At 70.0% G+C, this 24,071-nt stretch carries 43 protein-coding genes; 8 read left to right on the top strand and 35 right to left on the bottom strand.

The annotated features are described in order from the left end of the window. Positions 1-50: 50 nt before the first annotated feature. From ABZ876_RS08385 to ABZ876_RS08370, 4 genes are all read right to left on the bottom strand, one after another. A complete protein-coding gene (locus ABZ876_RS08385) occupies positions 51-1,067 on the bottom strand; it encodes a hypothetical protein (RefSeq protein ID WP_361776283.1) in 1,017 nt (338 codons plus the stop codon). Continuing rightward, on the bottom strand, positions 1,067-2,590 hold the full coding sequence (locus ABZ876_RS08380) for a phage portal protein (protein ID WP_361776280.1): 1,524 nt from the start codon (positions 2,588-2,590) through the stop codon (positions 1,067-1,069). The genes ABZ876_RS08385 and ABZ876_RS08380 overlap by 1 nt, the downstream gene beginning before the upstream one ends. A 99-nt stretch (positions 2,591-2,689) precedes the next feature. Next, positions 2,690-4,273, bottom strand: a complete 1,584-nt coding sequence (locus tag ABZ876_RS08375) for a hypothetical protein (protein WP_361776277.1) — start codon at positions 4,271-4,273, stop codon at positions 2,690-2,692. Then, positions 4,270-4,899, bottom strand: coding sequence for a hypothetical protein (locus ABZ876_RS08370; RefSeq protein WP_361776274.1), 630 nt, complete (start codon positions 4,897-4,899; stop codon positions 4,270-4,272). The genes ABZ876_RS08375 and ABZ876_RS08370 overlap by 4 nt, the downstream gene beginning before the upstream one ends. Positions 4,900-5,010: 111 nt before the next feature. Between ABZ876_RS08370 and ABZ876_RS08365 the strand changes: the two genes are divergently transcribed. The 3 genes from ABZ876_RS08365 to ABZ876_RS08355 all read left to right on the top strand — a co-directional run bounded on the left by ABZ876_RS08365 (position 5,011) and on the right by ABZ876_RS08355 (position 5,699). Next, the gene (locus tag ABZ876_RS08365; protein ID WP_361776272.1) at positions 5,011-5,214 is read left to right on the top strand and encodes a hypothetical protein; all 204 of its coding nucleotides are present in this window, start codon (positions 5,011-5,013) and stop codon (positions 5,212-5,214) included. Beyond that, a complete protein-coding gene (locus ABZ876_RS08360) occupies positions 5,214-5,408 on the top strand; it encodes a hypothetical protein (RefSeq protein ID WP_361776269.1) in 195 nt (64 codons plus the stop codon). The genes ABZ876_RS08365 and ABZ876_RS08360 overlap by 1 nt, the downstream gene beginning before the upstream one ends. Before the next feature lie 123 nt (positions 5,409-5,531). After that, positions 5,532-5,699: a hypothetical protein gene (locus tag ABZ876_RS08355; protein ID WP_361776266.1), complete on the top strand. Its 168-nt coding sequence runs from the start codon at positions 5,532-5,534 to the stop codon at positions 5,697-5,699. A gap of 73 nt (positions 5,700-5,772) precedes the next feature. Here the strand turns inward: ABZ876_RS08355 and ABZ876_RS08350 are convergent, their stop codons facing one another. The 5 genes from ABZ876_RS08350 to ABZ876_RS08330 are packed head-to-tail and all read right to left on the bottom strand — an operon-like array spanning position 5,773 to position 7,224. Then, the gene (locus tag ABZ876_RS08350) at positions 5,773-6,003 is read right to left on the bottom strand and encodes a hypothetical protein (RefSeq protein ID WP_361776263.1); all 231 of its coding nucleotides are present in this window, start codon (positions 6,001-6,003) and stop codon (positions 5,773-5,775) included. A gap of 26 nt (positions 6,004-6,029) precedes the next feature. Next, a complete protein-coding gene (locus ABZ876_RS08345) occupies positions 6,030-6,287 on the bottom strand; it encodes a hypothetical protein (protein ID WP_361776261.1) in 258 nt (85 codons plus the stop codon). Between the two features lie 8 nt (positions 6,288-6,295). Continuing rightward, positions 6,296-6,445: a hypothetical protein gene (locus ABZ876_RS08340; protein ID WP_361776258.1), complete on the bottom strand. Its 150-nt coding sequence runs from the start codon at positions 6,443-6,445 to the stop codon at positions 6,296-6,298. Beyond that, a complete protein-coding gene (locus ABZ876_RS08335; RefSeq protein ID WP_361776255.1) occupies positions 6,442-6,849 on the bottom strand; it encodes a hypothetical protein in 408 nt (135 codons plus the stop codon). Before ABZ876_RS08335 ends, ABZ876_RS08340 begins: the two co-directional genes overlap by 4 nt. Positions 6,850-6,861: 12 nt before the next feature. Continuing rightward, entirely contained in the window at positions 6,862-7,224 is a 363-nt protein-coding gene (locus tag ABZ876_RS08330; protein ID WP_361776252.1) for a hypothetical protein, read from the bottom strand. A gap of 95 nt (positions 7,225-7,319) precedes the next feature. On the opposite strand from ABZ876_RS08330, the gene ABZ876_RS08325 reads away from it, so the two are divergent. Together ABZ876_RS08325 and ABZ876_RS08320 are read left to right on the top strand one after the other, a co-directional pair. Beyond that, a complete protein-coding gene (locus ABZ876_RS08325) occupies positions 7,320-7,607 on the top strand; it encodes a hypothetical protein (RefSeq protein ID WP_361776249.1) in 288 nt (95 codons plus the stop codon). 49 nt (positions 7,608-7,656) lie between these two features. Then, positions 7,657-7,857: a hypothetical protein gene (locus ABZ876_RS08320; RefSeq protein ID WP_361776246.1), complete on the top strand. Its 201-nt coding sequence runs from the start codon at positions 7,657-7,659 to the stop codon at positions 7,855-7,857. Here the strand turns inward: ABZ876_RS08320 and ABZ876_RS08315 are convergent. From ABZ876_RS08315 to ABZ876_RS08265, 11 genes are all read right to left on the bottom strand, one after another. After that, complete coding sequence (locus tag ABZ876_RS08315; protein ID WP_361776243.1) at positions 7,854-8,351, bottom strand: hypothetical protein; 498 nt, start codon at positions 8,349-8,351, stop codon at positions 7,854-7,856. The genes ABZ876_RS08320 and ABZ876_RS08315 overlap by 4 nt on opposite strands. Positions 8,352-8,587: 236 nt before the next feature. Then, positions 8,588-8,953, bottom strand: coding sequence for a hypothetical protein (locus ABZ876_RS08310; RefSeq protein ID WP_361776240.1), 366 nt, complete (start codon positions 8,951-8,953; stop codon positions 8,588-8,590). 220 nt (positions 8,954-9,173) lie between these two features. Beyond that, positions 9,174-11,240 (bottom strand): hypothetical protein, encoded by a 2,067-nt coding sequence (locus ABZ876_RS08305; RefSeq protein WP_361776237.1) that lies wholly within the window; start codon positions 11,238-11,240, stop codon positions 9,174-9,176. Between the two features lie 9 nt (positions 11,241-11,249). Further along, positions 11,250-12,359 (bottom strand): hypothetical protein, encoded by a 1,110-nt coding sequence (locus ABZ876_RS08300; protein WP_361776235.1) that lies wholly within the window; start codon positions 12,357-12,359, stop codon positions 11,250-11,252. A gap of 23 nt (positions 12,360-12,382) precedes the next feature. Next, positions 12,383-12,910: a hypothetical protein gene (locus tag ABZ876_RS08295; RefSeq protein ID WP_361776232.1), complete on the bottom strand. Its 528-nt coding sequence runs from the start codon at positions 12,908-12,910 to the stop codon at positions 12,383-12,385. A 10-nt stretch (positions 12,911-12,920) separates the two neighbouring features. Beyond that, the gene (locus ABZ876_RS08290) at positions 12,921-13,124 is read right to left on the bottom strand and encodes a hypothetical protein (protein WP_361776229.1); all 204 of its coding nucleotides are present in this window, start codon (positions 13,122-13,124) and stop codon (positions 12,921-12,923) included. Positions 13,125-13,215: 91 nt separating this feature from the next. Then, positions 13,216-13,371, bottom strand: coding sequence for a hypothetical protein (locus ABZ876_RS08285; protein WP_361776226.1), 156 nt, complete (start codon positions 13,369-13,371; stop codon positions 13,216-13,218). A 79-nt stretch (positions 13,372-13,450) separates the two neighbouring features. Continuing rightward, positions 13,451-13,609, bottom strand: a complete 159-nt coding sequence (locus tag ABZ876_RS08280; protein WP_361776224.1) for a hypothetical protein — start codon at positions 13,607-13,609, stop codon at positions 13,451-13,453. 101 nt (positions 13,610-13,710) lie between these two features. Beyond that, positions 13,711-13,881: a hypothetical protein gene (locus ABZ876_RS08275; RefSeq protein WP_361776221.1), complete on the bottom strand. Its 171-nt coding sequence runs from the start codon at positions 13,879-13,881 to the stop codon at positions 13,711-13,713. After that, the gene (locus tag ABZ876_RS08270; RefSeq protein WP_361776218.1) at positions 13,878-14,318 is read right to left on the bottom strand and encodes a hypothetical protein; all 441 of its coding nucleotides are present in this window, start codon (positions 14,316-14,318) and stop codon (positions 13,878-13,880) included. The genes ABZ876_RS08275 and ABZ876_RS08270 overlap by 4 nt, the downstream gene beginning before the upstream one ends. Then, complete coding sequence (locus ABZ876_RS08265; protein ID WP_361776215.1) at positions 14,315-14,737, bottom strand: hypothetical protein; 423 nt, start codon at positions 14,735-14,737, stop codon at positions 14,315-14,317. The genes ABZ876_RS08270 and ABZ876_RS08265 overlap by 4 nt, the downstream gene beginning before the upstream one ends. Before the next feature lie 215 nt (positions 14,738-14,952). Between ABZ876_RS08265 and ABZ876_RS08260 the strand changes: the two genes are divergently transcribed. The 3 genes from ABZ876_RS08260 to ABZ876_RS08250 all read left to right on the top strand — a co-directional run bounded on the left by ABZ876_RS08260 (position 14,953) and on the right by ABZ876_RS08250 (position 16,603). Beyond that, positions 14,953-15,198 carry a hypothetical protein gene (locus tag ABZ876_RS08260; protein WP_361776212.1) on the top strand — a complete coding sequence of 82 codons (246 nt, stop codon included), beginning with the start codon at positions 14,953-14,955 and terminating at the stop codon, positions 15,196-15,198. 97 nt (positions 15,199-15,295) lie between these two features. Next, complete coding sequence (locus ABZ876_RS08255) at positions 15,296-16,057, top strand: XRE family transcriptional regulator (RefSeq protein ID WP_361776209.1); 762 nt, start codon at positions 15,296-15,298, stop codon at positions 16,055-16,057. A gap of 15 nt (positions 16,058-16,072) precedes the next feature. Beyond that, positions 16,073-16,603, top strand: coding sequence for a GIY-YIG nuclease family protein (locus ABZ876_RS08250; RefSeq protein WP_361776206.1), 531 nt, complete (start codon positions 16,073-16,075; stop codon positions 16,601-16,603). 48 nt (positions 16,604-16,651) lie between these two features. Here ABZ876_RS08250 and ABZ876_RS08245 read toward each other — a convergent pair whose 3' ends face one another. The 15 genes from ABZ876_RS08245 to ABZ876_RS08175 all read right to left on the bottom strand — a co-directional run bounded on the left by ABZ876_RS08245 (position 16,652) and on the right by ABZ876_RS08175 (position 23,894). Next, positions 16,652-17,314 carry a hypothetical protein gene (locus tag ABZ876_RS08245; RefSeq protein WP_361776203.1) on the bottom strand — a complete coding sequence of 221 codons (663 nt, stop codon included), beginning with the start codon at positions 17,312-17,314 and terminating at the stop codon, positions 16,652-16,654. A gap of 38 nt (positions 17,315-17,352) precedes the next feature. Beyond that, a complete protein-coding gene (locus ABZ876_RS08240) occupies positions 17,353-17,667 on the bottom strand; it encodes a hypothetical protein (protein WP_361776200.1) in 315 nt (104 codons plus the stop codon). Further along, positions 17,664-18,347: a hypothetical protein gene (locus ABZ876_RS08235; protein WP_361776197.1), complete on the bottom strand. Its 684-nt coding sequence runs from the start codon at positions 18,345-18,347 to the stop codon at positions 17,664-17,666. The genes ABZ876_RS08240 and ABZ876_RS08235 overlap by 4 nt, the downstream gene beginning before the upstream one ends. Further along, complete coding sequence (locus tag ABZ876_RS08230; RefSeq protein ID WP_361776194.1) at positions 18,344-18,562, bottom strand: hypothetical protein; 219 nt, start codon at positions 18,560-18,562, stop codon at positions 18,344-18,346. Before ABZ876_RS08230 ends, ABZ876_RS08235 begins: the two co-directional genes overlap by 4 nt. Next, complete coding sequence (locus ABZ876_RS08225; RefSeq protein WP_361776191.1) at positions 18,559-18,897, bottom strand: helix-turn-helix transcriptional regulator; 339 nt, start codon at positions 18,895-18,897, stop codon at positions 18,559-18,561. Before ABZ876_RS08225 ends, ABZ876_RS08230 begins: the two co-directional genes overlap by 4 nt. Next, positions 18,894-19,073: a hypothetical protein gene (locus ABZ876_RS08220; RefSeq protein WP_361776189.1), complete on the bottom strand. Its 180-nt coding sequence runs from the start codon at positions 19,071-19,073 to the stop codon at positions 18,894-18,896. The genes ABZ876_RS08225 and ABZ876_RS08220 overlap by 4 nt, the downstream gene beginning before the upstream one ends. Beyond that, a complete protein-coding gene (locus tag ABZ876_RS08215; protein ID WP_361776186.1) occupies positions 19,070-19,540 on the bottom strand; it encodes a hypothetical protein in 471 nt (156 codons plus the stop codon). The genes ABZ876_RS08220 and ABZ876_RS08215 overlap by 4 nt, the downstream gene beginning before the upstream one ends. A 76-nt stretch (positions 19,541-19,616) precedes the next feature. Then, entirely contained in the window at positions 19,617-19,808 is a 192-nt protein-coding gene (locus ABZ876_RS08210) for a hypothetical protein (protein ID WP_361776183.1), read from the bottom strand. A 56-nt stretch (positions 19,809-19,864) separates the two neighbouring features. Then, the gene (locus ABZ876_RS08205; RefSeq protein ID WP_361776180.1) at positions 19,865-20,872 is read right to left on the bottom strand and encodes a class I SAM-dependent methyltransferase; all 1,008 of its coding nucleotides are present in this window, start codon (positions 20,870-20,872) and stop codon (positions 19,865-19,867) included. A 96-nt stretch (positions 20,873-20,968) separates the two neighbouring features. Next, positions 20,969-21,142, bottom strand: a complete 174-nt coding sequence (locus tag ABZ876_RS08200) for a hypothetical protein (RefSeq protein ID WP_361776177.1) — start codon at positions 21,140-21,142, stop codon at positions 20,969-20,971. Continuing rightward, the gene (locus ABZ876_RS08195) at positions 21,139-21,444 is read right to left on the bottom strand and encodes a hypothetical protein (RefSeq protein WP_361776174.1); all 306 of its coding nucleotides are present in this window, start codon (positions 21,442-21,444) and stop codon (positions 21,139-21,141) included. Before ABZ876_RS08195 ends, ABZ876_RS08200 begins: the two co-directional genes overlap by 4 nt. Continuing rightward, complete coding sequence (locus ABZ876_RS08190) at positions 21,441-21,686, bottom strand: hypothetical protein (RefSeq protein ID WP_361776171.1); 246 nt, start codon at positions 21,684-21,686, stop codon at positions 21,441-21,443. Before ABZ876_RS08190 ends, ABZ876_RS08195 begins: the two co-directional genes overlap by 4 nt. Beyond that, on the bottom strand, positions 21,683-22,027 hold the full coding sequence (locus tag ABZ876_RS08185) for a hypothetical protein (protein ID WP_361776168.1): 345 nt from the start codon (positions 22,025-22,027) through the stop codon (positions 21,683-21,685). Before ABZ876_RS08185 ends, ABZ876_RS08190 begins: the two co-directional genes overlap by 4 nt. Further along, positions 22,024-22,755, bottom strand: a complete 732-nt coding sequence (locus ABZ876_RS08180; RefSeq protein WP_361776165.1) for a hypothetical protein — start codon at positions 22,753-22,755, stop codon at positions 22,024-22,026. The genes ABZ876_RS08185 and ABZ876_RS08180 overlap by 4 nt, the downstream gene beginning before the upstream one ends. Then, complete coding sequence (locus ABZ876_RS08175) at positions 22,752-23,894, bottom strand: HNH endonuclease signature motif containing protein (RefSeq protein ID WP_361776162.1); 1,143 nt, start codon at positions 23,892-23,894, stop codon at positions 22,752-22,754. The genes ABZ876_RS08180 and ABZ876_RS08175 overlap by 4 nt, the downstream gene beginning before the upstream one ends. Positions 23,895-24,071 lie beyond the last annotated feature (177 nt).

Raw genomic sequence — 24,071 nt, 5'->3', positions numbered from 1 at the left:
TGGTGTTCCTCCATCACGGGGGCTGATCGGCGGCCCGTCTCGGGCGCCGGTTATGCGGCAGGGGCAAAGCGCCCCGTGCGCACCGCGGTGCGGGCGCGGGCTTGGACAGCGGGCAGCAGGTCCCGCTCGGTGAGCAGGAGCTCCCGCACGGCACGGATGCGGGCAGCCCGGGACTCCGACGGGCGGGCGCGGCCGTAGGCGATGGACCGGTGCGCCTCACGCTGCAAAGCCAGCGGGAACGGCACCCCCTCGGTGGTCCACGAGTCGGACCAGGGCACGGTCCGGCAGCGGCAGTGAGCGTGCAGCGGTGGGCCGTCCACCCCGGCCGCGCGCGCTTTGCGCTGGCGAGGGTCCCAGGACAGGCCGCCCGGGAACGCCTCGCCCGGGCGGGCGCTGCGGCCGGTGTAGGCGAGGCAGCGCACGCACGCGTCCGCCTCCGCCACCCACAAACGCAGCGGGGCGGTCGCCCGCACCACCGCGTCCAGGCCCTCATGGACCGCGGCGTTGATGACCCACGCGATGTGCGCGCGGATTGCGGGCAGCGCGGCGCGGGCGGCACCGAGCCCGGCCAGCATGTGCGACCAGCGCGACACGCGGTCCTCATGCAACAGGTGCAGCGCGCGGTCGCGGCGCTCGACAACCATGTCCCGGATCCGACGCGCCTCATCCCGCAACGCCCGCCCGACGGACGGCACACGGGGCTCACGGCGACGACGGCCAGACGCGGCCCGCACAAACTCCGCGCCCTGCCGCACCCCCATCGCCAGCGCCGGACCGAGACCATCCTGCAGAATGCCGGGCGCCCGCCCAGCAAGGTCGTCCAGCAGACGGCGCACAGCAGCGCGGGCGGTGTCGATGATGCGACGCAGCACATCGCCGGGCAGCGCGGACTGGCCGGGGCCGCCGAAAGCCTTCGTCCAGGCGGCGAGGACGCGGCGGATCAACTCCTCAAACGCCCGATCCGAACCGCGCATGGCCCGGCCGGCGAGCCGGTTCTCCAGGTCGATGACCTCGCCGGTGTGGTCATCCTGCACGAGACGGGTGAGGCGGTCGCTGGAGTACGGCATCAGCCCTCCTCCTGCGCCTGAGCGAGGAGTTCAAGGTCATCGATCGTGCCGGACAGCAGCGCCGCAGCCTGGTCACTGCTGATGACGCCGAGAGTGGCGGCGGACCCGAGCTGCTGAGCGGACGCGGCGAGAGAGGTCAGAATGTCGACACGGCGCTGCAACTCAGCGTCATCCACGCCCGCAAGCCAAGCGTCGACCTGCTCGGCCCGGTACCCGGCTTCGACCAGGGCCTGTCGGCGCGGCACCCCGGCAGTAATCTTCGCCTGTACGGTCTGCCAGCCTTCGCTGTCATCGACGGTCTCAGCGGGCTTCCAGTGCACGGTGACCACCGGGTCCTCGATGCCGAGGCGGCGCAACGCGAAGCTGAAGGCCTCCCGCAGGGTGGCGCCATAACTCAGCTGCCGGTTGCCGACCTTGCGGGTGAACGGCGCGTCCTGCGCACGCACGGACTGCCCGGACGGCTGCTCCCCGGAGGGATCGAAGAGGTGCAGCGGTGTGGTGGTGATCTGCGCCATCGCCCGCACGTTGAACATGATCGGGTCGAGGAACACGGACGGGTTCGCGGCGTCAAACTGGCCCACAGCCTTGAAGCCGCGCAGCAGCATCAGCTCACCCGGCCCTGCCTTTAGGCTGCTGTCGTCGCCGGAGTCGGACGGGCCGACGCCCTTCTCTGGTAGCGGCCAGTCGTCGTCAGCGAAGTCGCCCGGCTCGAGATCCGAGGTGTCGGTGTTGGCGGCCTCGGTGAGCGCGTACCGCTGCGGGAAGCCCTGGTAGTCGACCGTGCCCATGTGGGTTTGCTGCAGCTTGGTGATCGCGTTCTGCGGGCCGTAGGCGCCGTAGTGTTCCGGTGTGCCGTAGGGGCGGTCGGTGCGGAAGTGGAACACGGGCTGTTCGTTCCAGTCGTGGTCGAGGCGCCAGGACTCGGGGTCTTCTGGGTCGGCGGGCCAGTGCATCCAGTCGGCGGGCTTGATGCCATCGGAGTTCTCGCCGGTGGTCCACCGTTCGATGCGGTCGTCGTACAGCAGCTCGGCCCGCTGGTACTTCCCCTCGCACCAGCGTTTGATCGTGTACGCCTTCTTACGGGGGTTGTCCTCGCTGTAGATCACCCGCACGGTCTGCGGGCTGTTGTAGTACATCTCGACCCGGACGACGTTGCCCTGGTCGTCCTCGACGGGCAGCACGAACAGGTAGGCGTCTCCGTACTCTCCGGCGCGGCGGAACAGGTCGGGCATCTCCAAGTCGAGCTGGTTGTCCTGCCAGATCTTCGAGATCAGTGCGGTGACGGTGTCGTCTTGCCCGGTGATCGCCGCGATCTCCAGGCGGTCGGTGACTGCGTCGACGGGGGTCTTGGCAAAGTTGAGGTCGAAGTCGATGTCGTGGCGGGCGAGCGCGCGCCGGATGCGGATGCTCGTGAAGACCTCGGGGACCTTGCCGTCGTAGTAGGTCTGCGCCTGGTCGTAGCCGGGGCGGGCCTCGCCGAGCTCTTCGATGCCGTACATGAGGTCGGCGAGCGACTCATCCAAAGCAGACCTCCCAGCGTCACCTTTGATTCGAAGGATAGCTGAGGCCATTGGTGATACATAGCGTTGCCAGAAGTGGCCTGAGGCTGCAAATCGCAGGAGCTAGACGTAGCTTGCGCTAGCGGCCGACGGCGGCGCCTTCCGCGGCGGCGGCTTCAGGAACCGCAGGACGGCGTTCCCGACGCTGTCGACGAGATCGTCGTTCGGCGCCTTCGGGAACCCGACCATCTCCTCCTCCAGATCAGGCAACGGCTCGGCGTGCACCACCCGCGTCGGGATCAACTGGTACAGGTTGAGGAGACGTTCGGCTCGTGCTTCCTTCTTCTCACTGTTGGAGAAGATGACGACCTTCACCGGCATGTGATGGAAGACCTCGTGCCACAGCTCCTGGCCCTGGTTGCCCTCGACAAGGATCGCCCCGATCTCCGGGAAGGAGTCCAGGATCTGCAGCGCGCGGTTGCGTAGCGGGTCGCCCTTGAGCTTGACGCGCTGCGCGAACTTGACCAGGCAGCGCGCCGGCTTCCCCTCCTGGGCGGGCGCCCAGCTGACCACGGACAGGCCGGTGAAGTCGCTCTTCTTCTTGGTGGTGACGGCCCCGTCAACGGACAGGTAGGTGCGGGCCGTGGGGAACGTGCCGTAGGTGAAGTCGGTTTCGGACCAGTAGGCACCGTCGGCGGCCATCGGATCGTTCAAGTAGTTTTTGCGATAGCTGCGAGTGTGCTGGATCTTCGTCAGGAAGCCGATGGGCCACTTTGACGGCCACATCGACCGTTCGCGGCCGGAGTCGTCGCGAATGATGGGCAGGTGGTGGTGGACGCGGAACTGCTGCTCCCCCACCCACTCATTCGCCTCGGTCCGCTCCCCCTTGCCCCACTTGACCAACTGGTGCGTGACACTCCCCGGCATCGTTACCGTCCCGGACAGCACAACGCGGGCGTAAATGTTCAACGGCAGGATCGCGTCCGTGATCGTCTTCAGACGCTTGTCAGCCTGGTACGCCGAGTACGACGCCTCATCCGGCTCCACATCGTCTAGCAGTAGGAGGTCGGGCCGCTGCTGCCCGACCTTCATGCCGAGGCTCGACGCGTCGATGCCCTTGGCGGCGAAGATGAACCCGCTCGCCCGGATGACCATGTGCTTGGCGTCGGACTCGGAGGCGCCGGACGGACGCCGGCCCGCGGTGCACAGCTTGGGGAAGTCCCGCTTCAGGGCGGGGTTCTCATCCACCTCTTTACGGAACGTGCCGAGGTGCATCTCGGCCTGCGGGCCGGAGTCGGCGAACACGGCGGCGAACTTGACGTGGCCGTGCGCGGCGGCCCACAGCGGCAGGATGAACAGCATCCACGTGCTCTTGCCGGTGTCCCGGGGTGCAAGGAAGGCGTCCCGCTGTTCCATCGGCGCTGACGGCGGGATGGCCCACTGGCGGGCGAGGCGCACCCATTCGAGGTGGGCGTCGGCGAAGGTGACGTTTCCCTCGGGGTCGCGTAGGTGGTGCAGGCAGTAGAGGACGGCGAAGAGTAGGGGGTCGTAGCGGGTGGCTTCGATGCGGGCTTCGCGGTATTGCTCGCTTCCATCGAGGAGGCGCGCGTCGATGCCGGTGACCCAGGCGGGGAAGTCGAACGTGTCGGCGTTCGCGGCCGGGTCGTAGGGGTCGGCGATCCGGGCCTGGGTGACGGCGGTGGTCACTCGCCCTGCTCCCGCTCCGCGCGCAACCCTTCGGCGACGGCGGCGTTTTTGGCGCGCATCTCCGCGACCATCTCCTGCAGGGCGATGTCCTGCTGGGTGGTCTCGGTGACGGTGTAGTCGACCTTGACGGGCATGTCGAGGCCGAGGAGCCTGCGGATGGATTCGCTGGTGCGGCGCCGGGACTCCTCGATGCGGGTGAGCCGGTCGACGGCCTGGAGGACGAACGTGTCGTCCTCGACGGGCTCTTCCTCGCCGGTGTCGGGGTTGAGTGCGCGGATGACCCGGCCGTTGTTGACGGTGATGTGCTTGCGGCCCATCACCTCACGCACGGATTGCTCCATGTTGTGGAGGCGTTCGAGGGTGGCTTCGAGGCGGGCGAGTTCGAGGGCCCGGTATTCGTCGACCTTGGGGTCGATACGGCGCGCGTACTCCTCTTCGGCTAGTTCGCAGGCTGTGCTGAAGGGGATGCGTTCGCCGCCGGTGGGCCCGTTGGGGTCGGCGGTGAGGGCTTCGATGGCGCGGTAGGAGAGGCCTTGGATGCGGAGGTCGAAGACGAGGGCGATGAGGTCGGCGCGGGCGGCCTTGTTGATGCGGGTGTACGGCTTGGGTCCCCCTCGTCGCGCCACCACGCCTCCCGTTGATTCCTCAGCTTCACACGCCTATCACCTTCAAATCGTAGGACATCCGGGCTGATTAGTCGCCCACTCCCCTACCGGAACGTCTGCCACAGGAGCAGCATGGAAGACATGGCAGCGAAGAAGAAGACGCCCAAGCTCGGAACCGGCAAGCGATTCGCCGCAGTCGCGGCCAGCGCCCGCAAGTCCGGTGCGAAGAACCCCAACGCCGTCGCAGCCGCCGCCGGCCGCAAAAAGTTCGGCGCCGCGAAGATGACCGCCATGGCCAAGGCCGGCCACAGGGCCGCCGCCCGCAGGGGCAAGTGATGGTCTCGGACCGCGGAGGCCGCTGGGGCTTCGTCTATCGGTCGCGCTGGAACGTCTACAGGGCCCTACGTCGCAAGGGCATGTCGAAGACCAAGGCGGCGGAGATCTCAAACGAGGGCCGCACGCGCGCCGGACGGTCCCTCATGGCCCGCAAGGCGGCCAAGACCCAGCAGGCGAAGGGCCGCAGGCGGTAACCGTTCGGGGCGAGATTCAACCGACGAGGCGCCAGATCACGTCTGTGGCTTTAGCATCGGGTCTCCGTTACACAGGAGGGGGCCGTGATGGCTGGGGGCTGCAGAGACTGTCAGACGTGCACGATGCCGGGGCTCACCCGGCTCGGGCAGAACCTGGGTGTCGGGTTCATGCATCTGATGACGTGCGGGATCTCGTGGGTGGTGAAGCGGGGCGGCATGTCGCACTGCCCGCAGTGCAAGCACCTGCAGTCCCGGCACCAGCGGCGGGCGGACGGCTCGTTCATGGACTGAGGTGCGCGCGCAGGGCGAAGGCCCCGATCCCCACTGGGTGGCGAGGGATCGGGCCCTTCGGGTTGCTGTGGGGTCAGAGCTGGTTGGGCTGGACGTCGAAGGAGATCACAACAGCGTGCGTTCGCAGTTCGGGCGATTGTTCCTTTACTGCGGCCAGCAGGAGTTCGAAGGCATCGTGGCGGGTCATGCCAGGGTCCGGGGTGAAGTGGCCGCAGCGCCTGTAGCTATCGAACCCGACAGGCGAAGGCACGATGAGGGACATGAACCAGAAGTGGGTGCCCTGCGCGGGCCGGATGTCAGTCACGTGGTCCATCCTGTCGTGTTGGGTGGTCAGGCGGCGGTTTGTTCGGTCTGGATCGTCTGCCCGTGCTGGTCGAGGAGGCAGAGCCCGGTGTCCCAGAACAGGCCGAGCAGGTAGACGCCGGGCGGGAGTCCGTCGGCGAGGCCGGTCATGTAGCCGGCGGGGGCGGTGTTGGCGCGGGTGAGGATCTCGCACCGCTCCCCGTCCGGGCAGTCAGCAGGATGCGTCCAGTCGAGACCCCGGCCGTCCTCGGTGTCGGTTACGACGAGCGGGTGGGCGACACGCATAGCCGCTCCTAGTAGTTGTAGTGGTCGGACGGGTCGTCGGGCTCGGTGGGCCAGTCGCGGTCGAGATCCCAGTAACGGTCGTCGGCGCGCGCGGCTTCGGCCGGGGTCTCCTCCCACTCGGGGAGCGGCTGGGCGGCGGGCGGGAGCGAGGCGGTCATCGGGTACCTCCATGGAACGTCCACCAGCCGTCGTAGCCGTCCGGCAGGGCGGGATAGTCGGCGAGCATCGGGCGCAGGATCGCCAAGTGGCCTTCCCGCTCCTCGCGGTGCCCGTCCTCGGCCCAGTAGGAGCGACCGTTCCAGCGGCCGTGGCAGCGTCCGCCGGTCCGGCCGTCGGTGAGGCGGGCGAGGAACTCGGCGGCGTCGGCGGGCTCGACCGACTGGAAGTCCCACAACTGGCCGATGCAGGCGACGACGGCGCCCTTGCGGCGGCGGAACCAGACGGCGTCGATCGTGCCCACGTAGACCGGGGTGGTCATGGTGGCCTTGAGGGTGCCGTTCAGGCTGTTCAGGTCGACGGCGTAGGGCTGGCGGGAGATCAGGAAGCGAGACTCGCGGATCACGGCTGGACCTCCTTACGCGGCGAGGGCGAGGCGGGCGGCGACGACCTTGTAGGCCGGCTTGCGGGGCTTGTAGGCGATGGCGATGCGGGCGACCTGGGCGGGGGTGTACCGGCGGCAGTCGTCTCGCATGTGGCGGCCAGCGTGGATGCGGGCGGTCTGGCCGGTGATGCCGAGCTCCTTGGCCTTCTTGCGGAGGGTGCCGGCGACGGAGCGGGCTTCGCGTGGGGCGAGTCCGGCGGCCATGGCGTGGGAGGCGAGGGTGCCGGCACCGTTGCGGCGGATGCGGGAGGCGGCGCGCTGGGTGCGGGTGCGGGCCTTCAGCGTGGCGCGGCGGTGGCGGTTGGTGCGGATCAACGGGTCCCCCTTGCTTTGCACCGCAACTTGCTAGCGATGCCCTGTTGCGCTTGCGATGACTCAGACAGTACTCCTGAGGCGTAGGCACCGCAAGCCTGTTGCGATACATTGATGCCATGAATCCGAGCCCGCACACCGAGCCACCCACGCTCGAGGAGATCGCAGCAGCTGGCACCCGCCGACAGCGCGACGCCGACCGCCTCAAGAAGTCCAGCGACGACCTTCGGGACCTCGTCCTCGCCGCCCTCCGCGAAGGCCACCTCAAGCCGACCGAGGTAGCCAAAGCCTCCGGATGGACCGGCGCCCACGTCCGCAAGATGGCCCGGGACGCTGGCATCGAACCCGACGAGCGCTACCGGGAACGAGCGGAACGCCTCAAGAAGGCTCAGGCTGACGAGGTCTGATTCGCCCGTTCCCGCCCCGCTTCCCCACCGCGCGGGCCACACTGCGGGTATGGCGATCCGTTTCGGTGTGCAGGCAGACTCCCGCGACGAGTGCGTCGAAGGCCTCGCGCAACTGGTGGAGGCCGGGTTCGTGCCCGTCATGCTGCCCGCCCAGGTGGCCGGCGACCGGTGGATCGCACGGGCCGTACCCGCACCCAACGCGAAGGCCCCGACCGAAGAAGGCGGTCGGGGCCCCGCTGTGTCCGCCTAGAGCCCGCGCGCGTGGCCGAGTTCGGCGGCCCGCCCGAGGTAGAGGAGGACAGGCGCGGCGCCGGTCTGCCGGGCGTTCCAGGCCGGGATGGTCTCGTCGGCGAAGTCCCGGCGGATCGCTTCGAGCAGCAGCACGCACGCGTCGTCAGCCTGCCGCCTGCTGCTCGCCTCGACCCGGATGGCGCCGATCGGGCAGCGTTGCCCCTGCTCGTCGACGAGGGCGTCGCGAGTCCAGCCGTCGGTCTCGAGCCGGATGCGGGCCCGGTGCAGCAGGGCGGCGAGCGGGGTGGTGTACGGCGCCGGGACCACGGTCTGCGGCAGGTACGGGACGGTGATCTCGGGGAGGGGCTCGGCCGGGATGTGCGCTGAGTTCACATCGACGGCGAGGACCGCGAGCGTGCACCGCTCATCCATGGCGAGGCTGGCGAGGGCGAGCCGCTCGTCGAGGGTGAGGTCGGGCGGCCGGGTTGCAGGCGCGCGGGTGAGCGTGGTCATGTAGGGGCTGCCTTCTGCGCTGATGCGCGGTCGGTGGAAGCGACCAGGGGCGCCCCTGGTCGCTTCCAGGCATTCGAGGGGCGCCCCGGCTGAGCTACTGGCCGGCGATGATGCAGGAATCGTCGTCGGGGTCGGGGTTGTCGGCTTCGCGGCAGTCCTCGTTGCAGTACGGGTAGCCGCCGGGCGCGTCGCAGAGGATGCATTCGTTTTCCATGGCGGTGTCCTTCTGCGGGTTGCTATCGGCGGCTGCGGGCCCTGGTCTTGGGGCGGTCCTCGCTCGCCAGCCGGTCGAGGACGCTCTGCGAGGTGGGGGCGGCGTACTGGCGTCCGGGGGTGGCGATGTCGCGCATCCCGGCGGGCGGGCGCTCGTAGACGGTGCCGCACTGGCCGAGGAGCCCGGAGGCGGACAGGTGGCCCGTCATCCACTCGCCGCTGATCATCGAGCGGCGGTCGAAGGTGTGAGCCGAGTAGGTCTGGGCGTCCTCGTAGGGGGCGAGGTTGGTCGCCATGTTGTTGATCGTGTAGACGGTGGCGCCTTTGGTGAGCCAGCGGTTGAGTTCCTTGGCGCCCTTGCGGGTGGGTTCCCAGCTGCGTCCGGCCATGATGATCTCCTGTCGGTGTTGTGGTGGTTTGTTCCCGCCGCTCAAGGGTGATCAGCGGGTGAATGTGCAGGTCAGGGCTGCTCTGGGGTCTGATCAGGGGCTGCTCAGAGCAGCCGGTGAGCAGGCCGTGCGCGGCGGGCTGAGCGGCTGTGACCTGCGGCTTTGCTACCTGATCAGGGCTGAGCAGGCCCTGATCAGGGGTACATAGTTCGCGTAACGGTCACAGCAGGGCGGTGAGCTTGGCGAGCTTGAAGCCGCGCGGATTCTGCTCCTCCCCGATCCGACCGAGCGTCTCCGGGGAACCAGCGCCGGCCTCCTTGAGGCGGGCCTTCAACTCGTCCACGGTCACCGCCAGGTAGGCGTCCGGGTCGAAGTCGCGCAGCGCCAGCAGCAGCGTCTCGGTCTTCATCCGGTCGACGCCCGCCTTCTCCATGACGGCGACCGCGTCCTCGACGATCGTGCGCGCGGCCCCGTCAACCGTCATGCCCTCGGCCGGGTCGGCGCCGCACAGACGCAGCAGCTGCTCCCAGGTGAGGAGCTTCGGCAGCGGCATGCCCAGGTCGGGCAGGTCGACTTCGGTCATGGCGCGCAGGCTGTCCTGGTCGGGTTCGACCAGTCCGGCGTCGCGCCGTTCGGCGGCGAGCTTGCGGAGCGTGTCGGACGGGGTCGCGTGGATGGCGTACTCGATCGGCTCGTCGGCCATGCCGGGCACGCCCTGGAGGTAGACGTGGCCGGCGTCCTTGGGGTCGGTGTCGGTGGCCGGGGACAGCTTGTGCGGCAGCCAGCCTTCGGCGACGGCCCCGTCGCCGAAGACCGCGCGGGTGTCGCCGACCTTGCACGGGCCGACGGCCTTGAGGGCGATCATCTGGGCGATGTTCTCGCCGAGGTACAGCTTGGTGCCGCCCTGCGAGGCGATGATCAGCGTGACGGCCTCCTTCCGGCCGACGAGGAGGAGTTCGAACGCGAGCCGCTTGGCGAGCTCGGAGCCCTTCGGGAACTCGTCGAAGATGACCGTGAAGTGCGGGTGCTCCTTGCTGATCTGCCACTTCTTGCCCATGCCGAGCTTGGCCCGCAGCCGGGCGCGGCCCTTGGACAGCATCAGGAAGAACAGCAGGACGTTCTCGATCTGCTGGTGGCTGCGGCCGGTCACGCGGACGGCGTCGTAGAGGTCTTCGAGGCCGTCGCCGTGCGGGTCGAGGTCGACGGTGATGTTGTCGTAGCAGGCGGTGGTGACCTCGCCAATGGCCTGCAGCATGCCGGTCTTGCCGCCACCGGATGCGGCGACGACGAGGCCCATGACTCCGGCGAGCGCAGCCTGCAGCGGGTCGCCGCCGACCGAGGTGGCGAGCCGGGACTTGTCGGTGATGCTGATCGACTTGGGCGCCCGGTAGGGCATGCCGGGCGCGGTCGCGAACGGGTTGCCCTCGACCAGGCGGAGGATGGCGCAGGCGCGGCGTTCGACCATGGGCTGCGGCCGGACGCCGTTGGTGGGCAGATCGAACCGAGTCTCCAAGCCGCCGGCCTTCGCGATGATGGCCTCGGGGGTGCCTTCACCGACGCGGACCTTGCACTGCCAGCCCCACGGCTGCCGCTCCATGTCCCACACCTCAACCACCGGGACGCCCTCGGCGACCATCGCGAGCAGCACACAAACCGCGGCCTGCTGCGGGGTCTCGGCGCGGCGGATCGGGAACGGCTTGGCTCCCTCCGGCAGATCGTCCAGGGTGACGGAGCCGTGACCGCGGACCGTCTCGTCAGCGGGCAGCCCGAGCACCGTCTCCGCGGTGAGCTCGCTGCGGTCGCGGCCGTGGAAAGCGCCGAGCCCCCAGGCGCTGATACCGGCGAGCAGGTCAAGCCACAGGCTGCCGGTGACGGCGCCGAAGCCCACTCCCCCGGCGACCGCCCCGGCCACCCCAGCAGTCTTGCCCGCGTAGATCTTGCGGTGCCGCCGGTACTCGGCCCGTAGCTCCGCACGGCGTTCCTTCAGCCGGCCCTCGAGGACGACGTCGCCGTCGGCTTCGCGGATGGCCCGGTCGGTGGACGCGATCAGCTGCGGGTAGTCGTCGCGGTAGCGGTTGAGCCAGCGGCGGCCGAGCTGCCGGTAGCCGCGGACGGTGTGCGGCAGCAGGGCCAACTGGGCGACGCGGTTGGTGCGGTCGGCGACGGTGCGGGCGGACTCGATCCAGGCCGGGCGGCCCGCCTCGACGGGGGCCTTGAAGACGACCGGCTCGGCGGTGTGCGTGACGAGCGTCAGCGGCGGGCGCTCGTCGGTCAGCGGGGTGGCCATCGGGTGCTCCTAGTGGTGGTGGCCGTTGACGGTGTGCTTGCGGGCGGTGTGCGCGGCGGCGACTTTGGCGGCCTGGTGGTAGGGGGCCGTGTCGCCCTTGCGGCGGACGGGCGGGACGGGCTTCATTCGAGGGCTCTTCGCGGACGTCTTCTGCGCCCCGTTGGAGGCCCTCTCGGAGCCCGGGGGGATTTGGGACGTGGCCTGCGAAGATCCAGGCGCCTGGAGGCTGCTTACAGGGGCCGGGTGGAGTAGTTCCAGGAGGCGCCCGCGCGTGCTTATCGGGGAGCCGTTCGCGGCGTCGAGCGCGGCAGCGAGAGCCTTCCGCGAGGCGTGCGCCTGGCCGTGCAACTCAGGCGTCATCCCGGGCGTGCGCGTGCCGTGCTTGATCTCCCACGCGGACGCGAACGCCTCCTCGAAGGCGAGCTCCCCGTAGGGGGCTGCGGACACCAGCTTCCAGGCCAGCTTCACAACGTCCTTGTGATGGCTGTACCGCCGCCGCTCGTGCTTCGCCCGCGCCTTCGCCTCAGCCCGCTTCTTCGGGTCGACGGCGGCGGCGGACAGGGTGCTGACCCACTGCCGGATCTCGAACACGAGCGGGCCCATCACGGTGACCCCGGCCAGACCCCACGCCACCGAGGCGTTCGTCTGGGCGCCGTAGGTGTAGTTGATGTGGGCGGCGTACCCGGCCGCGCCCATGGATAGGGCCCGCAGCAGCCACCGCACCCATCCGGGCAGCTTCCGCTCATCCGCGTAGGCCACGCCCGCGGCCATCACCCAGGCCGCGCCCTCCAGGGCGAACGGCAGCGGCAGCAGCATCAGGGAGACCCTGACGAAGTGCATGACCTGCGCCGGCAGCGACGCGAGCGCGGACGCGGCGACCAAGGCCAGGGTGCCCTTGCGGTACACGTTGCCGGGGGTGAGCTGCTTCTCCCGGCGGGCGGCGCGGGCCTGTCGGCGCTGCGCCTTGTCGCGACGCTTCTGGGCCTTGACCTCCCGCTGCTCTTCGCGGTCTGCGCGACGTTCTTCCCGACGCAGCTTGGCCCGATGGTCCTCATCGAGGCGCCGCTGCTTGGCGTCTTCCGCCTTGTCGGCGCGACGCTCCTCGAACCAGCTGCTCACGGTGATCGGTGTCCTCTCGGGGTTCAGGCGATGCTCTGGGCGAGCAGGCGGTGGTGGCGTTCCATGCGCTCGGCTTCACGCTCCTCGGCGTCGACCTGCCGGTTCGCGGCCTTGGCCTCGGCTTCGGTCATGGGCGTGATGCCGTAGTTGTTGGCGAGGCTCCGCATGATCAGGGCGCGGGCGCCGGGCCGGTTGAACTGCACGGCGTGGGTCAGCTCGTGCAGCAGCGTCTTGTCGATCTCGATACCTCGGCCCCGGCAGGTCTGGGCGTTGATGACGACCAGCACGCCGCCCGGGGTGATCGTGGTGGTGCCGAACGCGTGGCCTTCGTGCCGCTGCCACAGCCGGGCGTTCTGGCGGCCGAACATGGGCCGGTGGGCGTCGACGACCATCCGCCACATGTCGGATGTGTTGGACACGGCCACCTCGAGCGGCCCGACGCAGCCGCGGATCTCACGCTCGACGATGTCGACGGCCGCATCGACGGCGGCGTGCACCCGGTCGATGGTCGCCTGATGCTGGCGGCCGACACGGTGGGCGATGAAGCGCATGGCGGTCTCCTCAGGCGGTGGCGGGCTGGGGGGCGGTACGGCGGTGCCAGAGCCAGACGGCTCCTGCGGCGAGCGCCCAGACGGGCTTGGGGACCAGGCCGATGAGGTGGCCGAGGCCGGCGAACCCGAGCGAGACGGGGGCGTCGGCGCCGTGCCAGATCCCGACGGCAATCAAGTAAGCCGCGAAGAGCGACCAGAAGACGGTGCGGAGCATGGCGACCTCTCTCGGGTCGGATGGACGGTGGGGTGTTGCTGCGCCGGTTCTCCTTGGCGCACGTCCGGGGACGCGCGCCGCGGGCAGCCGGTCAGCGGTCGGCCTTGGCCTTGTGCTCCTCGCCCTGCCGCTGCGCCTCGTAGGAGCTGTCGACCTCCCAGCCCTTCGCGCCGCAGCGGCACACCCACTGGTACTTGCGGCCGCCTCGGGCGGGCATGACGGTGACGTGATGGCTCTTGCCGAACATGCGAGTCCTCTCGATGGATGGGGTGCTCTGGTGGTCGCGCCCGGCGGGGCTGGGGGTGGACACCGCCAGGCGCGGCGGTTCAGGCGGCGGCCGGGTAGTCGAAGCCGTCGAGCTCGTCGACCAGGGTCGGGTCGATGGCCTCGGCGTGGTCGCGGATCAGGTCGGCGACGTCGCGGCGGCCGTCCGCGAGGGCGGCCCCGTACTCGGCGAACAGGGCGACGACGGTGTTCTCGGGCATGGCAGTACTCCTCGGCTGGTCAATCCGGGTGGAAGGGGGGGCCGTGCCGGCGGCTGACGGGGGATGGATGGATGCCGCCGGCACGGCGGTATGGGTGCGGCTCAGGCCGCGGGGCGCTGGACGTGCAGGCCGCGGCAGTGCGACCGCCAGTCCAGGTGCAGGGGGCAGGTGGCACGCTCAGCGTCCGGGACCTGGCGGGTGGTCTCCCGGTACAGGGCACGGTCCAGGTCGTCGGAGAACTCGACCGGCATCCGAGGAGTCGCGATGGTCACGACTGCTCACCCAGGTGCATCTGGTCGACGACGGCGGCCACGGCGCGCGCTGCTCCGGGCAACTGCTGCCGCTTCGCGTGGGCGTCACCGGCGAGGCCGAGGCGGTCGGCGAGCAGACGGCCGTGGGTGAGCCAGGCCTCGTACTCGCCGTACCGGGCGCTGGTCCGCAGGTAGCCGGTCGCCAGCCAGTCGGCGGCGGCGAGCGTGTCTTTGGAGGCGGCCATCAGGTCTTCGGTGGCGGCGAGGCTATCGGCGTCCAGGTCCGTCATTTGGCCGGACGCGGCGACGGCGGCCAGCTCCTTGGCGTGCACGGCCGCGGTCTCGTACTGGGTGACGGCACGGATCACGACCGCCGGGATCGACGGGGTGAGCGCCAGCTCCAGGCGGCGCATCGCGGTGCGGGCGGCCGGGGGCAACGAGGCGGTGGGGGTGCTCATGCCGCACCTCGCATCGCCGTCGCCATGGAGCGGATCTTCTCCGCGAAGGCGACGAGGTTGTCGGCGAACTGCTCGGCGTGCTCGGCGTCCATGTAGGAGCCTTCGGCGCTGGAGCCGTCCTCGACGAAGATGAACGGCCGGCGCATCGCCTCGTCGCGGCTGAACGGGTCGATGCCGAGCCGGGCGTAGGCGAGGAGGCTGGGCGTGTTACCGCGCCGCGGCGCCTCCAGGTCGGCGAAGGTCCCGGAGTGCCAGACGTCCTCCAGGAACTTCTGGGACTCGTGGACATGATCGATCGTGCACCACGTCGGGCACTCGAGGTAGACGGTCTGGCCGTCCACCAGCGCCGGGACGATGTGGCGGTCGGTGAGGGGGTGGTCGGCGCGGTCGGACGCGCCGGTAAGCTTCGGTGTAGCCATCAGGGTCTCCCTAGCAGGTACCTGATCGGTTAGGCCTCGGTCAGCGAGTGGAGTCGCTGCGCCGGGGCCGTCTTCGTTTGTGGGTGCCGGTGGAGCGGCAGTGAGGCTTTCCGGGGGTGGAGCCCCGTCGGCTTCAAGAGACATCTTGTAGCGCCACGAGCGGGGGTGTCAAGAGGAGTCTTGAAGTGGCGCCAAATGGCCCCTACGCTACGTGCATGACAGAAGCGCTCACCTCCACCATCGAGTCCGAGACGGGACGACTCGCACAGATCTCCGACGCCATCGAGCGCTTCCATGCGGCCCGCGAACTCCGCGAGGTCCTGGCGGTCGGCGATCGAAAGGCCCGAGAGCTGGAACGGGCTGCGGTCAGCGAACTCAAGCCGGGCAGGCCGTGGCGCGAGGTCGGCGAGCTGCTCGGCATGTCGGGCTCGCGGGCTGAGCAAATCGCCAAAGGTCGGTAACCGAGTCCGGTTCATGCCTACAAGGTGACACCCATTCAGCGGCGGGCGCGACGACATCTGAGGCGACATCTCGGCGACATCCCGCTACCGTGAGTGCATGACCACCCCTAACTCCACGCTCCGGGCGGTTCGCATCTCCATGATGCTCAGTCAGGACGACTTCGCCACCGCACTCCGAGAGGCCGGCGAGCGCGCCGGATGCCCGATCGAGCCAAGCAAGCGACTCGTTCAACGCTGGGAGTCCGGAGCCATCGCCGCCCCCAGCCCCCGATACGCCCGCGCTCTTGAGGCGGTCACCGGCATGCCGATCGACACTCTCGGCTTCGCCTCCCCCGCGATGGCCAGGGTCGCCGAGGACGGCGCAGGCGGCCACGACGTCCACCCCTCGACAGCTGGTGTCGCCGCGCCAGTCCCCGGCCCCACCCCGGCGGCCTCACCCCGCGCCAACTACAGCGGCGTCTGGCTGTCGCGGTACGAGTACTTCTCCAGCGGCCGGGACGACAGCTTCATCGGCATGCACTACGTCGTCATCCTCCAGCACGGCAACCGACTCACCGTGCGCTCGCTACCGGAAGCGTCGTCGAACCCGAACTCTCCGCTGACGATGGACCTCACGGTGGACGGCAGCGTCATCACCGGCACATGGGTGGAGCAGACCGCCACCGACGGCTACTACCGCGGCGCCCGCTACCACGGTGCCATCCAGATGCTGATCGAACCGACCGGCACCCGTATGGCCGGCAAGTGGGTCGGCTTCGGCAAGGACATGGACGTCAATACCGGGCCCTGGGAGCTGCGCCTCCAGGACTCGTCCACCAACCAGAAGACGATCGCCAAGTACAGCCGGGTGCCCGAATAAATGGAAGGAAGTGCATTGACCAATCACCTGGAAGTCGTGCCCGAGTTCAAGGACACGCTCGATCGGCCAGCCTGGTGGTTCAAGGAGCAGTGGCTCTGGTCCCGGACCGACTGGTCAAAGGTCCGCAAGCCGATGACCGAGGAATTCCGGAGGTGGGCTTACGCCCGCGAGGGCATCCCGTATCCGGAAGACGCGCAGCCGGCGCCTGAGCATGGGCAGCCCGCCCCTGTCGCCGCCCCTCCCCGACCGCCAAAGCCGAAGGCGACTGCTCCCAAGCCGCACACCTACCTGGTCGCAGCCGACGGCACCCACCTGGTGAAGATTGGCATCGCGAAAGACCCGATGCGCCGACTGAAGGAGCATCAGACAGGCCAGCCGATGGAACTCCACCTGCTGTGGTCCGTGGCCGGGAACTACGAAAGCGATCTGCACGTCCATTTCGCCGCATACCGCGTGCGCGGCGAGTGGTTTGACCTGACATCCCTCGGTGATCCGATAGACGTTGTGAAGCAGGCTGTCGGGGAGATCGAGGTGTCACGCGCCTGATCCGCGCACACGAGAGGGCCCCGACCGGCGATCCGGTCGGGGCCTTCGTCATGCCGCGGACCGGGCGACCGCGTCGGCGTTCAGTTCGGCGTCGGTGTAGGCGTTGCCGCAGGTCGAGCAGCGGGTGTAGGCGTCGTGGTCCGTGCGCGCCAGCGACAGATACCCGCAGCCAGGGCACGGCCGACTGACGGCCCGGGTGCGTACCTCGACGCGGGCTATCCCGCGGATCGCCCACATGAGCGATCGCAGCTCGCTGGCGAACTCGCCCGCGAAGGGCTGGGTCGACACCCACGCGACCTGCCCCCGCAACCATCCGGCCAATGCCGTCGGCGTCCAGGCGTCGGGCCCGTTGAGGCGGCGCTCTTCGCAGATCAGCCTGACCCAGTCGCCGAGGACGCCCACCAGGGGTCGCTGCCCGGTCTGGTCGCCGTGGGGGTCGTGGACGGTGCCGGATGCCGCCGGCCCGATGAGGTTGAGGGTGTCGATCCGGCACGGGAGGGGCGCCTCGCGGGTGCCGGTGCGGCCGGGCTCGCCGGTGCGTTCCCGCTGCATGGAGCCGTCGCGGAGGACGATGAGCGCGGCGGGGATGGCGGTGAGCTGGGCGCGCATCGTGTTCAGGCAGGGCGAACAGGCGAGCATGGCGGCTTCCTGCTCCCAGGGACGCATCTCACGGAGGCAGGTGGGGACGATGCAGGCGGCGGTGTCGTTCACGGCGGGGCTCCGTTCGGTGGTGCGGGCGGGGCGGTGGGTCAGGTGTTGTCGCGGGGGTCGCTGTTCAGGTGGCGGGCGAGGTCGCGGTACGCGCGGCCCCGCGTCCAGCCAGTTCCGCACCGGCTCCCGGCGTAGGCGTGTTCGGCCAGGTAGCCGTTGAAGTAGCTCTTCGCCGCGCGCCACTTGCGGGCCTTGATGCGATCCCACTCGCGGCGGAGTGCGGCACGCAGGGCGCGGCGGGCTGCCTTACGGTCGATCGCGTGGACGAAGTGCTGCCAGTCGGCGAGGAGGCCGACGGGGTAGATCTCGATGTCCGCGAGGAGTGTCTCGTCGAGGGCTTCGTTGGGCTTCACGCGCCCTCCCCTGCGTACTTGTCGTTCCAGTGGGCGCGGTCGTTGTCGGCGCATTCGGCGACGCTGGGCCCGGCGTCGTGGGCGGGCGCGGGCGGCTGGAGGGCGGCGGTGAGTTGGTCGGCCAGCCATCGAGTGTCGGAGGAACCGCGCATGTCGGTGGCAAGCGCACGCACCCGATCGATGGCGGCCTCGGCGTCTTCGGCGCGGCCGATCGCAACGTCCAGGCGGAGAGCCAGACGCTTGTAGTTCTCCCGCTCCCGGTCGAGTTCGGGCTGCACGACGGCGAGGACGGCGTCGGCGATGGCGCGTCGGACGGAGAACGGCAGCCACTCGTCCTTCGCTCGCAGCGCGGGCAGGACGGCGTTGACCGCGCGGGCACTCAACTGCCGTGCGGTTGGCCTGGCCTGCTCGGCCGCGTACCTCCGCTTGGCCGCGCGGATGACTTCGGTGAGTGCGGCCCGGCTTTCCTCGCTCATCTCGCTGGCGCCGTGCACGCGGATGGTCTCGCCGTCGATCTCGACGGGGCGGCAGGTGTCGGCCTCGAAGCTCTCAGCGCCCGCCTGAGCCCCGCTGAGGGGGTTCCAACCTGCCCGCGTACCGACTTCGGGGGTTTCGGCGCTCTCAGAGGCGTACAGCGGCTTTTCCGGCCCCTGTTCGGTGGGGTTCTGATCCTGGCTCACGGCTCACTCCTAGGTTCTGTCTCGGTTTGAGGTAGTTCAACACCCATCCGGAACGCGGCCAGCTCCACCGCCTCCGCGATGGACAGCTCGCCGTCCGACTCGGCCCACATCTGCGCGGCCCGGCGGGACAGCTCGTCAGCCAGCGCCCGGGCCTCCGGGGTCAGCTGCGGGCGGCCCTTGCGGTTGCGGGGACCCGGAGCGAAGTCGTGGCTCACGCCGCCGCCCCTGAGCGCCTCGTAGCGCCTCCGGTCACCCGGGCGGCCCGCGCGGGCTCCGAAGCCGCGAGACGGGCGTCTACGGGCTCCAGAGACGCCACACTGACCGCCAGCGGCCCCGGCATCCCGACATCCCCGGCCTCGAGGAGCCCGGCCACCAACGCGATCGCCACCGCATTCGCCCGATCCCGGGCCCCCAACACGGCATAGGTCTCGGCGAGATGCCGATCGACGGTCCGCGGGTGAATGTCGAGCTCCCGGCCGATCTGCGCGTTCGTGTAGCCGTTCGCAACCATCCGCAGCACCTGACGGCGGCGGGCAGACAGCCGCTTCACGGCCGCCTCCCGGTCTTGATCCGCCCGCCCGCGTCGAGGTGGCCGTCCGCGGTGGCCTTCAGGACCGCCATCTGCTCCAGGACGTCGGCGGGGATCTCGCCCCGGTAGCAGCGGCGCAGGATCTCCGCCGTCCGCGCCGTGATCCGCACCAACGGCGGACGCGGGACGGCGGTCACGACTGGCCGCCGTTCGACCGGGCGCGCCATGCCGCCGGGTCGTGCTTGTGCTCGCGGTCAGGCATGACGATCTGGTCGCCGCGCAGCCCGTAGCCGATGACCTGACCGGGGCGCAGGTTGGGGTTCCCGGCAGACGTGCCCGTGCAGGCGCCAGCGGGACCGCACGGGTCGCCTTGATGGCGGCCGTGCTGGCAGCGGTCGAGGTCGGCGACGAGCGAGGCCCACACGCCGTCGCTGCTGCGGTGGTCGAGGGTCGGCAGCGGCCGGTCGGTGCGGGCGAGAGCGTGCTCGATGCCCTGGATCGCGGCCGTCACCTTGGCGTGGAGCGGCGAGTAGAACACCTCGGTCGCGCAGTGCAGCGCGGCATTCATCTGGGCGTGAGCGGAAAGGTGGGACTGCGCGTCGATCAGGGCGAGGCGCGCCTTCTCCAGTTCGCGGCGCAGGTCGGTGATGGTCGGGTCGGTCATCGGGGTCTCCTTGCGGGTCGGGTACGGTGCGGGCAAGGCCCGGGGCTGGTTGCGACAGCCCCGGGCTGCTGCGTGATCACGGGGCGGGGCGCTCGACGAGGCCGAGGACGATCGCACTGGTGCACGGCCAGGGGATGGGGCGTGTTCCGATCCGAAAGCCGTCGGCGATGGGCTCCTCGAAGTCGACGCCGCAGCGGGCGCAGATGAGAGCGCCGTCGTACTCGAACGGCTCGTGGCCGAAGCTCTCGGCGCCGGGTGCGGTGGTCATCGGTTTCCTCCAGGTGCGTTCGGTGGTCAACGTGCAGCCCCAGGCGGGGGCGGCGGTCAGGCGGTGGCGTCAAGGTCGATGGACAGCTGTTCTTGGCGCGCCGCGGGCAGTCCGAGCACCTCGGCCGGCCGCTGCTCCGTCTTGGGGAGCGGCTCGGCGAGCATCTGCGCCAAGTCGTCGAAGATGGCCAGGGACTCGAGGAGGTTCGAGCGGATCTCCGCGAGGATCTCCTCCGGCTTCCGGAACTCCTGCTCCCCCGGCTCGGGAACCTCCCGGCTGGGCCAGACCGTCGGCTGGGCGTCCGCGGGCCGGGTGGCGGGGATCGTGACGAGCACCGTGGGCACGTCCGTGCCGGACTCCGCGAACGCCTTTTCCCCCACCGCCTCGGCCGTGCCGCCGCGGGTTTCGACGAGCGCCCGGAACTTCGCCGTGGCGCGGGACTGCTGGGTGACCGTCCACGACATGACCGAGGCGAGCAGCCCGTCCGGCTTCAGGAAGCGCAGCGCGTGCTCGACGTGGGCCATGTCGGCGCCCTTCGTGAAGGGCGGGTTCATCACGACGCGGTCGTACACGGGCTGCGGCGGCACCGACAGGAAGTCGGCGACGGTCAGAGCCCGCACATATCCCTGTTCGGCGAGTACAGCGGCGTACCCGGGGTCGCGCTCGATGCAGTCCATGGTGGCGCCTCGGGCTGCCGCTGCGCTGGCGATGGCCCCGGAGCCGGCCGACGGTTCCAGGACCGCCATTCCCGGCTCGATCCGCGCAAGGTCAAGGAGCCGCTCGACGACGGGCTTCGGGGTCGGGAAGTACTGGGCGCTCTGCCGCTTCTCTCGCAGCGTCACGACCGTCCCGGAGGCGAGCACCGGGGCGATGGCCACGGCGGCATCGACGGGGAACAGGTGGGCGCCCGCGTTCGATGTCCAGCGTCCGCCGACGGCTTCGAGGACTTCGTTGACGCGCTGGTACAGCTTCGGGTCCATGCGCGGGCCGGTCAGGACGAGGCGCTGGCCGTCGGTTTCGACGCGCTCGCGTATCGCGGCGAGCACTTCGGGCGGGATCTTCACGGTGCTCCTTCGGGAGGTCGGCTGGGTCGGGTGTGTTGTTGGTGCGGCGTGTGGGCTGCGCGGCGGGCCGCCAGCACGGGCCGGGGCGGGGGGCGGTCAGGCGGCGGGGCGGTCTGCGGCCGGCTGGGGCCTCGAGGCGCCGGGGGTGCCGACGGCGTGGCAGAGGGCGTCCCAGTGGGCGTCGCGGTCGGCGTCCGTCCACGGCTGGCGGGCGGGGTTGGTGGGCCGGATCGGGACGACCTCGGCCATCAGGCGGTCGTAGGCGGTCACGCGGCGGTCTCCTCGGCTTCCTGGTAGCGGCGGGCGTGGACGGTGCCGCGGGCGCGGCCCTCGTCGTGGCAGGGCACGGTCGGCTCGACCTGGCATTCGGGGCAGCAGGCGGAGAGTTGCGCCCAGGCGGAGCGGCGCTGCGGGTGCGGCTTGGCCAGGAGCAGCCCGGTGGAACGCAGGCGGCACGGGCGGTGGGCGGCGGCCCCGCAGTGCGGGCACGGGACGCCGCGCGCCGGGTCGGCCTTCGCGCGGAGGGCGTGGCGGATCGACTCGGGCATCGGTGCGCCGTAGCGGGCGGTCATCGGGTCGCCTCCGGGTCGATCAGGTTGGCGGCCCACTGCGTGCCGTTGTCGAACATGTCGACATGGATCTCGGGAAGGTCGGTGGTGCGGATCGTCTCGGCGAGCTGGTGGGCGTGGCGGGCCTTGATCTGGCGCAGCAGGCGCTCGGCTTCCTTGCGTCCGCCAGTGATGGATTGGCCGGTCGTGAAGAGCTCAAGGGCCAGCTCGTCGGGCGTCATGGTCGCTTGGGGCTTGTCGGTCACTGGTTCTCCTCGGTGTCGACCGGGCAGTTGCCGCAGTCGCAGGGCAGGTCGGGGCGGTGTTCTTCGTTGCTGTAGTGGCGGGCAGCCGCGGCCCAGACGTGGGCGGGGATCTGCCAGTCCGGTGGCGGGCCGGGTGGGCTGGAGCCGGTGGGCCAGGCGCCGGGACGGTGACCGGGCGGCGGGGGCGGGGTAGCGCGCTTCGGCTTGTCGTCGCGGCGGGAACGGCCGATCGCGATCTGCGAGCGCATCAGGGCGCGGAGCTCGGCGGGGCCCTCGGCGCGTACCGCCTTCACGTCCTCGAGCTGGATGCCGTCGTCGGACGGGATCGGGTCGGCGCTCACGACGCCTCCTCGTCGACGATCTCGGCGTCGACGACCTCGTCGGTCATCCGCTCGAGGGCCCGCCGCGAGGCTTCACGCACCCGCTGTTCCTCCGCGGCCCGCTGCTCTGCCGTCAGCTCCGACTCACCAGAGGCGGCCCGCAGGCGGGCGCTGTGCGGACTGGTGCGCGGCTTCCCGAGCGGCTGCCGGTCGTTGCCGCCCGGCGTCTTGCACGGCCGGCCTATCGCCGCGTTGCAGGCGGGGCACTCCACACCGAGCGGACCCGAGCGGCGCACCGTCTCGGAGAGTGATTCCTCCTCGGAGTCCGGAACGGCGCGGCCGACGCCCTCGAGGGCCTTGGCCACGTCCTTGTGTGGGCCGCCCGTCAGCGCCAGCGGACCGGTGGGTGCGGGCGCGGCGCCGGAAGCGATGGCCTGCACCTGGCCGCGGTAGCGGGCGATGTACTCCCGGACGGTCTCGTCCGGGCGCGGCTCGTACTGGAAGTTCTCCAGCCGCTTGGAACGGAGCTTCGAGCGGAGGGTGCGAACGTGGTGCGGCAGGATCCACAGCTTCGCGTCGGGGTCCTTCGGCGGGGTGGAGTAGTACGCGGCGACGGCGGCCTTGGCGTCGTTGTCGAGCGGGACGTCGTGGAGGGCGGAGGCCCAAGCGACGGCGGCTCCCTGGCTGGGCTTGCGCCCGTCGAACATGGCGCAGTGGCCAAGCAGCTCGGCTGCTTCTCGCGGATTCATGCGGAGTCCTCGGTGTCGAAGGAAGCGGCAACAGCAGCCCAGCCGGCGAGGTTCGTGTCGAGGCCGGGCAGCGGCTGGCCGGAGGAAAGGGCGATGACGTTGCTGGCGTTCTGGGCTTGCCGGATCTCGGAGAAGGCGAACTGGAGGGTTCCGGCGCTCACGGGCTTCGAGAGGGAGCCGAGGCGCTCGAGGGCTCGCCACAGCTCGCTGGGATCCGTCTCGTTGGCGAGAGCGTCAGCGACGACCTTGCGGACCTGGCGTCGGCTGTAGGAGTTGCCGCGGGCGAAGCGGTCGAGGAAGGCGTCGGTCATCCGGTCTTCGATGGCCCTCTCGCCCGTCTGCGCGACGGCGGGAGAGCTGGAGTCCGACGGGGGTTGGGGGGTTCCCTTCCTTTCCCTGTTCCCTTCCCTTCCTTTCCCTTCCATCAGTGAATGGTTCAGTGAAGAAATCTCACTGTCCGTATCCGGCTCAGGCTCGAAGTTCACGTTTGCGTGAGATTCGTTCACTGAACCATTCAGTGAACTGTTCCCTGAACGATTCAGTGCGTCGTTCAGTGAGGCTTCAAGACCGGCGAGGCTTCGGGGTGGAATGAACTCCTCCCCGTCGGGGGTGTCGCGGCGGCTCTTGTTGCATGCCTGGTGCGTGGCCCGCACGTTTGACGGGTGGTCGGTGCCGCCCGCGACCACGGGCCTGATGTGGTCGATGGAAAGGTTGTGCGAGTCGTTCGCTACCGGAAGCCGCGGAATTTCGTTGCCGCACAGCTGGCAGGTCCAGCCGTCGCGGCGGGCGTACATCTCGCGGACCTTGTAGTTGCCCAGCGATGGAGGCGGCAGCTTGCTCTTCTGCGGCCGGTTGATCCGCTGGTGCTTCCGGAAGTTCACGACGACGGCCATCTGCTGGCGAGCCACCCCGCCGATGTACGGGAAGACCAGGCCCGTGTCGGTGAGGCACTGCATGAGCTTGCCGACGTCGCCGATCGTGAGGTCGTCGTCGTACATGAACGCCTGGGCCTTGATGTAGGCCGGCGTCCAGCGGAGGATCCCCTCGTCGTCGGCCATGTTGAAGGTGGCGATGAAGAGCAGTCGGGCGTCACGCGGGATGACGCCGAGGAGCTCGTCCTCCCAGAACTCCGGCTTCACCGTCCGGATGCGGGGCATCAGGCACCACCCTTCCGGCTGCGATTGGGCATGCTGGGGCGCTCGGAGACGGCCATGCGGTGGTGTCCTTTGATCTTGAAATTCGGGGCTATCTGCAGGCGCGAAGGACTGCACGAGCAGGGCGACTTAGCGCTCTCGTGTACGTACACGAGCCTACCC

The sequence above is a fragment of the Streptomyces sp. NPDC046931 genome (assembly GCF_040644655.1).
In the GTDB taxonomy this organism is placed as follows: domain Bacteria; phylum Actinomycetota; class Actinomycetes; order Streptomycetales; family Streptomycetaceae; genus Streptomyces.
Note: the sequence above shows the minus strand (reverse complement) of the source record. Positions and strands in the feature narration are given on the sequence as shown.

What these genes read in the sequence shown, in the direction of transcription:
- ABZ876_RS08385 (WP_361776283.1), bottom strand. Translation starts at nt 1,067, where the DNA reads ATGCCGTACTCCAGCGACCGCCTCACCCGTCTCGTGCAGGATGACCAC.
- ABZ876_RS08365 (WP_361776272.1), top strand. Translation starts at nt 5,011, where the DNA reads ATGGAAGACATGGCAGCGAAGAAGAAGACGCCCAAGCTCGGAACCGGC.
- ABZ876_RS08360 (WP_361776269.1), top strand. Translation starts at nt 5,214, where the DNA reads ATGGTCTCGGACCGCGGAGGCCGCTGGGGCTTCGTCTATCGGTCGCGC.
- ABZ876_RS08355 (WP_361776266.1), top strand. Translation starts at nt 5,532, where the DNA reads ATGCCGGGGCTCACCCGGCTCGGGCAGAACCTGGGTGTCGGGTTCATG.
- ABZ876_RS08345 (WP_361776261.1), bottom strand. Translation starts at nt 6,287, where the DNA reads ATGCGTGTCGCCCACCCGCTCGTCGTAACCGACACCGAGGACGGCCGG.
- ABZ876_RS08340 (WP_361776258.1), bottom strand. Translation starts at nt 6,445, where the DNA reads ATGACCGCCTCGCTCCCGCCCGCCGCCCAGCCGCTCCCCGAGTGGGAG.
- ABZ876_RS08325 (WP_361776249.1), top strand. Translation starts at nt 7,320, where the DNA reads ATGAATCCGAGCCCGCACACCGAGCCACCCACGCTCGAGGAGATCGCA.
- ABZ876_RS08320 (WP_361776246.1), top strand. Translation starts at nt 7,657, where the DNA reads ATGGCGATCCGTTTCGGTGTGCAGGCAGACTCCCGCGACGAGTGCGTC.
- ABZ876_RS08315 (WP_361776243.1), bottom strand. Translation starts at nt 8,351, where the DNA reads ATGACCACGCTCACCCGCGCGCCTGCAACCCGGCCGCCCGACCTCACC.
- ABZ876_RS08310 (WP_361776240.1), bottom strand. Translation starts at nt 8,953, where the DNA reads ATGGCCGGACGCAGCTGGGAACCCACCCGCAAGGGCGCCAAGGAACTC.
- ABZ876_RS08305 (WP_361776237.1), bottom strand. Translation starts at nt 11,240, where the DNA reads ATGGCCACCCCGCTGACCGACGAGCGCCCGCCGCTGACGCTCGTCACG.
- ABZ876_RS08295 (WP_361776232.1), bottom strand. Translation starts at nt 12,910, where the DNA reads ATGCGCTTCATCGCCCACCGTGTCGGCCGCCAGCATCAGGCGACCATC.
- ABZ876_RS08290 (WP_361776229.1), bottom strand. Translation starts at nt 13,124, where the DNA reads ATGCTCCGCACCGTCTTCTGGTCGCTCTTCGCGGCTTACTTGATTGCC.
- ABZ876_RS08285 (WP_361776226.1), bottom strand. Translation starts at nt 13,371, where the DNA reads ATGTTCGGCAAGAGCCATCACGTCACCGTCATGCCCGCCCGAGGCGGC.
- ABZ876_RS08280 (WP_361776224.1), bottom strand. Translation starts at nt 13,609, where the DNA reads ATGCCCGAGAACACCGTCGTCGCCCTGTTCGCCGAGTACGGGGCCGCC.
- ABZ876_RS08270 (WP_361776218.1), bottom strand. Translation starts at nt 14,318, where the DNA reads ATGAGCACCCCCACCGCCTCGTTGCCCCCGGCCGCCCGCACCGCGATG.
- ABZ876_RS08265 (WP_361776215.1), bottom strand. Translation starts at nt 14,737, where the DNA reads ATGGCTACACCGAAGCTTACCGGCGCGTCCGACCGCGCCGACCACCCC.
- ABZ876_RS08260 (WP_361776212.1), top strand. Translation starts at nt 14,953, where the DNA reads ATGACAGAAGCGCTCACCTCCACCATCGAGTCCGAGACGGGACGACTC.
- ABZ876_RS08255 (WP_361776209.1), top strand. Translation starts at nt 15,296, where the DNA reads ATGACCACCCCTAACTCCACGCTCCGGGCGGTTCGCATCTCCATGATG.
- ABZ876_RS08215 (WP_361776186.1), bottom strand. Translation starts at nt 19,540, where the DNA reads ATGACCGACCCGACCATCACCGACCTGCGCCGCGAACTGGAGAAGGCG.
- ABZ876_RS08210 (WP_361776183.1), bottom strand. Translation starts at nt 19,808, where the DNA reads ATGACCACCGCACCCGGCGCCGAGAGCTTCGGCCACGAGCCGTTCGAG.
- ABZ876_RS08195 (WP_361776174.1), bottom strand. Translation starts at nt 21,444, where the DNA reads ATGACCGCCCGCTACGGCGCACCGATGCCCGAGTCGATCCGCCACGCC.
- ABZ876_RS08180 (WP_361776165.1), bottom strand. Translation starts at nt 22,755, where the DNA reads ATGAATCCGCGAGAAGCAGCCGAGCTGCTTGGCCACTGCGCCATGTTC.